At 36.1% G+C, this 6,461-nt stretch carries 5 protein-coding genes and 1 tRNA gene; 1 reads left to right on the top strand and 5 read right to left on the bottom strand.

The window, feature by feature from the left end:
- The coding region (locus ENL20_05300) for a T9SS type A sorting domain-containing protein (protein HHE37972.1) at positions 1–1,238 on the top strand (1,238 nt) is incomplete at its 5' end.
- A gap of 315 nt (positions 1,239–1,553) precedes the next feature.
- On the opposite strand, the gene ENL20_05295 is transcribed toward ENL20_05300, so the two are convergent.
- From ENL20_05295 to recQ, 5 genes are all read right to left on the bottom strand, one after another.
- Positions 1,554–1,805 (bottom strand): hypothetical protein, encoded by a 252-nt coding sequence (locus tag ENL20_05295; GenBank protein ID HHE37971.1) that lies wholly within the window; start codon positions 1,803–1,805, stop codon positions 1,554–1,556.
- Between the two features lie 484 nt (positions 1,806–2,289).
- A tRNA-Leu gene (locus tag ENL20_05290) sits at positions 2,290–2,376 on the bottom strand.
- A gap of 6 nt (positions 2,377–2,382) precedes the next feature.
- Positions 2,383–2,733 carry a preprotein translocase subunit SecG gene (gene secG / locus ENL20_05285; GenBank protein ID HHE37970.1) on the bottom strand — a complete coding sequence of 117 codons (351 nt, stop codon included), beginning with the start codon at positions 2,731–2,733 and terminating at the stop codon, positions 2,383–2,385.
- Positions 2,734–2,815: 82 nt separating this feature from the next.
- Positions 2,816–3,814 carry a tryptophan--tRNA ligase gene (trpS, locus tag ENL20_05280; GenBank protein HHE37969.1) on the bottom strand — a complete coding sequence of 333 codons (999 nt, stop codon included), beginning with the start codon at positions 3,812–3,814 and terminating at the stop codon, positions 2,816–2,818.
- A gap of 287 nt (positions 3,815–4,101) precedes the next feature.
- Positions 4,102–6,156: a DNA helicase RecQ gene (recQ, locus tag ENL20_05275; GenBank protein HHE37968.1), complete on the bottom strand. Its 2,055-nt coding sequence runs from the start codon at positions 6,154–6,156 to the stop codon at positions 4,102–4,104.
- Between the last annotated feature and the right edge of the window lie 305 nt (positions 6,157–6,461).

Below are 6,461 nucleotides of genomic sequence, written 5' to 3'. Positions count from 1 at the left end.
TCGTTCTGAACAATGAACAAGAGATCATTCTTGAATATGACGACTGCTGTGAACAACTATTAACTCCTATGGTTGCAGATATAAATGGAGATAATGCTCCCGAAATTGTCAGTTTCGGAAGCGACAGGAATCTTCTTGCTCTAGATTCCTCAGGAGATCTACTGCCCGGTTATCCGCTTGAACTCGAGATGCACTCTATAGCTGAAATGGCTTGTGCTGATCTTGATCAGAATGGAACATCCGAAATTCTGATCGGTACTCTCGATGGTCTTTTATCTGCTTTCGATGAGAATGGTCAGAATATAAACGGTTTTCCCGTGCAATTATCTTCCGGGATCACTGCTGCTCCCATTATTCTCAATAATCTGAATATTGCACTGGGAACTGCAGATAATAAATTCTATTTACTTAACAATATAGGCGATATTCTTATTGATCTGGAGCTGGATAGTAAGATCGCTAATTCTCCCATCGCTGCTGATTTTGATAATGACGGAGTTCTGGAAATATCTTTTTCAACTATCACCGGAGAAATTTATTTGATAGAGCAGGATGGTTCAAATCTTGCCGGTTTCCCTATTTCCATCAATGAACATGTAATAAATCCGCCCCTCGCTGCTGATCTTAACAATGACGGTAACCTTAACCTGTTATTATTCACCGGCTTGAATAATTTCCATGCTTATCATAACGATGGCTCGGAAGTTGATTTTGCTCCGGTTCCTGTTTATTTGTGCGGTAATACTCCTGCTACCATTGGAGATATAGATTATGACGGAGATTTTGATATTATTGCAGGAGCATCGAACAGCGTTATTATCATCGACTCCAAACTTCCCAAAGGGGAGAAGATACCCTGGCATACTTATCGCGGAAATTACCGGAGAACAGGTTTTTACGGAGATAATATTCTAATTACGGAAGCGAAAGATCATGTAACCGAAATGCAGAAAATCCGGCTTTTCCAGAATTATCCTAATCCCTTTAATTCTTCAACTACAATTTCTTTTTCCTACCACAGAGACGCAGAGAACACAGAGATAAATATTTATAATGTTAAAGGGCAGAAAGTTAAAACTTTGTCCAATGATATTGTTGCAACAACACAGTTGATGCACTCCATAACCTGGGATGGAAAAGACGACTCGGGAAAGCCGGTTTCATCGGGAATATATCTCTATAAACTGAAGGTAGATGATAAAACGAGAGCAGTGAGGAGGTGCCTGCTATTGAAATAAACCCAATAATGCAGTAGCATAAATTCTAACTCACTAAATTTTACATTTCAATGCAATGATGCAATTCGATAACTTCTTATAGTTCGATATGTTGAACTGCATTGCAGTAGAAATTCATTTTAAAAAATATCTCTCTATTTCATTTTTTTATTTGAATATTTTCTCACATTTCTACTTCATGGATTGATTGACTCAACTATATGATATTCTCAGTATTCACTTTACTATTTTTGTATACTCTGAATTCAATGATATTTCCTTTCATATCGATCACAAACAGATAAAGGTCTTTATAATAAAAGGAACTGTTTTTTCTCATAAATTCGGTATAAGCCTTTTCTTTCCGTGTTTCCGATAATATTCGATAGCTCTCTCGACTATATCCTTTGCTTCTTCCGGAGTTCCTATTGTCTGTCCGGCTTTCGTGTAATTTTCAGAGTTGTTTCCGGTTTTAGATTTTTTCATTACTTTAGTTGAATTCAAAGTTGATGTATTATTGTTCATTTCAGAAAATAAAAGAGTTGAAAACAATATAAAGAGAATTAAAAATCCAATGAGCTTTTTCATAATTCCTCCAAAAAACTTTCGTGAAATATCAGAAATAATAATGTCCAATTAATTGAACGGTTTTGAACATTCCTGTACAATTCTGAACATTAAATCTCTTATTTATAACACATTATGTTAATCTGTCTGCAAATCATGTGCCAAAAATTTATAATTTAACTGCTTTCAAGCAAACATCATTTTTTAGAGATAATATGACTATAAATTTACTATAGAATTTATTTAGAAGAAAAAAAGACTCAACTCGGATTATTGACTTCAGTCTGAAAATGAGCTGAATGAATTCAAAATTGAGATGCTATCCCCTAAATTTTCTATGCACAGAAGTAAAAGGTTGATTTTCATTAGATATGGAAATTTTGACTTGTTCAAAATTGTTATTATTATGAAAATTATAAATTGAGGTATTAGACGGTTATCAAATTTATAAAAAAAATTTCTTTTAGAATAAAAAAAGCCAACATAAAGTTGACTTAATCTGTTATGCAGAAGGCGGGACTTGAACCCGCACACTCGTTAATTGAGCACAAGATCCTTAGTCTTGCGTGTCTGCCAATTCCACCACTTCTGCTAAAATTTATTCTCCCGCGGGTATTTCTACCGGTTGTTCTTCTGTTGGTAAAACAGGTACATCCTCTTCCAGAGGTTGTTCTGCTGCTTCTTTCTTAAGTTGATCAATTGCTTTGCTTGAAGGTTTCCTGACGCTTTTTAACTGGAATGCCATGAGAATACACATCAACATAAAAACAAATGCTAGAATTTTTGTCGCATTTTGCAGGAATTTCGGAGCTGCTTGTCCTCCCAGAACATTGGAAGCTGTTCCTCCGAGCATGCCATCGAGAGCTCCGCCTTTACTCGACTGCATCAAGATCACCAAGATCAACGCGATCGAGACCAATACATGTATGATCATTAAAACTGTGTACATTTTAACTCCTTAATTTCAGGATTGGACACATTTATTTAAGTGCTGTTTTAGTGTCAAATAGAAATTAGGGATTTTAAGAAAATCAAGCTAAACCAATTGCTTTCCTTAATTCCAGCATTTTTTTGGAAACGATATCATTTGCTCGTTCCGCACCTTTATCTAACACTTCATCGATGTAATCCTTGTTGTTGATGATTCTCGTATATTCATCCCGGATCGGAGTTAGAGTTTCGTTCATAATTTCAAAAAGATCCTGCTTTGCATGTCCCCAGCCCAATCCTCCGGCTTCATATCTCTTTCGCATTTCCTGCTGCTGTTCTTTGCCAGCAAAGAGTTTATACAAAGCAAAAATATTACATTCATCGGGATTTTTCGATTCTTCGATTGTTTGAGAATTGGTCACGATTTTCATGATCAGTTTTCTCAATTTTTTAGGAGGAAGAAATAGCGGAATCGTGTTATTATAACTTTTGCTCATCTTCCTGCCATCAAGTCCAATTACTGCACCTGTCTCTTCTCGAATTAACGCTTCCGGAATTTTCAGCAGTTCTTTCCCGTAATTATGATTGATGGTTTGAGCAATATCTATCGTCATTTCCAGATGCTGTTTCTGATCCTGTCCAACCGGAACAACATCGCTGTCGAATTGGAGGATATCAGCAGCCATCAAAGCCGGATATGTGAAAAGTCCCATGTTTACACCATCATCGGGATCTTTTCCTGCTTCCGTATTTTCCTGAACTTTGGCTTTGTAAGCGTGAGCGCGATTCAACAATCCTTTGGAAGTAAAAGCCATCAGAAGGATGGTTAATTCAAATGTTCCGCAAACTGCTGATTGTTTATATAGAATAGATTCATCGGGATTCAATCCCATTGCCAACCAGGTAGCAGCAACTTCATAAGTTAATTCCCGAATAACTTCCGGATTTCGCATCATATTCAAAGCGTGATAATCAGCAATAAAATAGCGAGTATCATATTTCTCTGCTAATTTTATGGCCGGAACATACATGCCAAAATAATTCCCGATGTGGGGAAGACCTGTTGGTTTTATACCGGTTAAGGCGATTTTTTTATTCATTAATTCTCCTTATATCTTTTCCCTTCCGAAGCTTTTTTTCACTTGTTCTTACATTAAGATACGGAAAGATGTGAATGTCCCGGAACTTTCCGAATCTTAATGATAAGAATTTCTTCATGAGGAGCTTCGGAAAGACAGCATCAGTTTTTCATAATTTTTCATAAATTATGTTACACTACCTCGCTCATGGATTTTCACGGATTCAATGGATTTTTTACAATATTTTCATAACTAAAAGATTCTCAAAGCAGAGCTATGAGTTACATTCTCCATTCTCCTTTTTCCCTTCATTTTATCAAGCCAATTTTTCTCAATCTCGATCTGATCGCACCCGGTTTGCGTTGGAAAAGTTTCGCTAATTCTCCGATATTTTGCTCTATTTGAAAACTTGTTTCGAGAAGATCATCATCCGTTTCCGTCCATTTTTCGTAGGCTTTGGGAAATTCTTCTCGAACTTTATTGAATGAAAAACTTTTTTCTTTTTCAGTTTTTCCTTCCGTTTTTTCCAACTTCAACTTATACTGCGTTTTCTCTTCTTTCTGCTTCTCCTTAATTTTGAATTCATGGCAATAATCCCTGATAATTTCCAAAAATGTATTTCCATATTTCTCGAATTTATTCTGTCCGACTCCATTGATCTTCATAAAATTGTATTCAGATTGCGGGAAGAAAGCAGCCATTTCGATCAGTGCTTTATCCTGAAATATGATGTAGGGAGGAAGACCGGAAGAACTGGCGATTTCTTTTCTTTTCTGACGAAGTTTCTCGAAAAGTTTGTGATCAAACTCAAAGTCAACTTCTTTGATTTTCTTGAATTTCACTTTCTCTTCGATCAATAAACCTTCGATTTTCTGCTTGCTTCTCAATACTTCCCAACCTTCGGGAGTGATTTTCAAACTGCCGAACTGATTATCTTTCCTGATTAAATTTTGTTGGATAAACTGGCGGGAAAGGTGAAACCACTGCTTTTTGGAAAGGTCGTTGCCGATATTATAAGTTGAAAGTTGCTCGTGTTTCTTTTCCAAAACCTTCTGATTTTTCGAACCTCTTAAAATATCGATGATATGACCTGCTCCGAAAAATTCTCCGGTTCGTTTCATGCAGGAGAGAAATTTTTGAGCATGAATTGTTATATCGATTAACTCTTTTGTTTCTTCTCCGCAATTATCACACATTCCGCAATTTTCAGTGGAAAAATCTTCTCCAAAATATTTTAAAAGTGGAACACGACGACAGATATTCGCTTCGCAGAAATTGACGAGAGCATCGAGATGCATAAAAGCGATTCGTTTTTCTTTCTCCTCTTTCTGATTGATGAAATACTTGATTTTGGCAATGTCTCCGTAACTGAAAAGGAGTAAACAAGAAGATTTCAGACCGTCCCGACCTGCTCTGCCGATTTCCTGGTAATAACTTTCAATATTTTTAGGCAGGTCGAAATGTACGACAAAGCGGATATTCGGCTTGTTGATTCCCATCCCAAAAGCGATAGTTGCGACGATTATTTGTACATCATCTTTGATGAAAAGTTCCTGATTTCTGCGTCGTTCTTCATCTTCGAGTCCGGCATGATAAGGTTTTACGGAAAATCCTTTTTCTTCTAAAATTTGATAAAGTTCATCAACTTGTCTGCGCGAAAAACAGTAAATAATTCCGGATTGGTCAGGAAATTTCTCTAAAAAATCGAGTGTCTGAATGACCGGTTCTGTTTTGGGAATTATCTGCAGGAATAAATTCTCGCGGTTAAAACTGGAGATGAATTTATTGGATTTTTCAAACTTCAGATTATCCATTATATCTTTTTGAACTCGCGGAGTTGCAGTTGCAGTCAAAGCCACACAAACTGCTTTGGGAAAGAGTTTCCGAACTTCGACCAACTGCCGATATTCAGGACGAAAATCGTGTCCCCATTCGGAAATGCAATGTGCTTCGTCGATGGTGATACAATCCACTTTAATTTTGGAAAATATAGTCAGGATTTTCTGTGTTAACATCGCTTCCGGAGCGAGATAAACCAGTTTTACCTGACTTTTGAGAATTAGATTTATATTGAAATTATATTCGCTGTAAGTTAGAGAACTATTCAGGAAAACTGCTCTGACACCCATTTCGTGCAGTTGTTCGACCTGATCTTTCATCAAAGAAATTAAAGGAGAAATAACGATCGTCAAACCTTCAAAGATAAGAGCCGGAAGTTGATAACACAGCGATTTCCCGCTTCCTGTCGGCATAATGATCAGAGTATCTTTTTTGGATAGAATGTTTTGGATAATATCTTGTTGTAAAAGACGAAATTCGTCAAAACCAAAAGTGTTTTTAAGAATGGATTTTAGTTCAAGCATTTTTTTATAAATCAACAATTGAAATAAAAGGGAATTGTAATGAAAAATCTTTCGGTTTAAGCGAACGAAGAAAGTAGAGAAAGTTTTCGTTATTATTTAAACCTTTTATACCCAAAGCTGATTCAATACCGAAAAATCCTTTTTTTTCCTTAAATACAAAAAAAAACAAAAAAGAAACAAAATAACCAGAGAACTAAAAGAAACAATACTATACCAAACCCAACAAATCAAAGTACTAAAACAAGAAATAAAACGACTAGAAAACAAAATAAAGGGGCATACTCAATGATCGCAGGAATCACATT

It is taken from the genome of Candidatus Cloacimonadota bacterium (assembly GCA_011372345.1).
Taxonomy (GTDB): Bacteria; Cloacimonadota; Cloacimonadia; order Cloacimonadales; family TCS61; genus DRTC01.
Note: the sequence above shows the minus strand (reverse complement) of the source record. Positions and strands in the feature narration are given on the sequence as shown.

Bases quoted from the DNA above. Each gene is read 5' to 3' on its own strand.
- ENL20_05295 (HHE37971.1), bottom strand. From the start codon at position 1,805: ATGAAAAAGCTCATTGGATTTTTAATTCTCTTTATATTGTTTTCAACT.
- recQ (HHE37968.1), bottom strand. From the start codon at position 6,156: ATGCTTGAACTAAAATCCATTCTTAAAAACACTTTTGGTTTTGACGAA.
- secG (HHE37970.1), bottom strand. From the start codon at position 2,733: ATGTACACAGTTTTAATGATCATACATGTATTGGTCTCGATCGCGTTG.
- trpS (HHE37969.1), bottom strand. From the start codon at position 3,814: ATGAATAAAAAAATCGCCTTAACCGGTATAAAACCAACAGGTCTTCCC.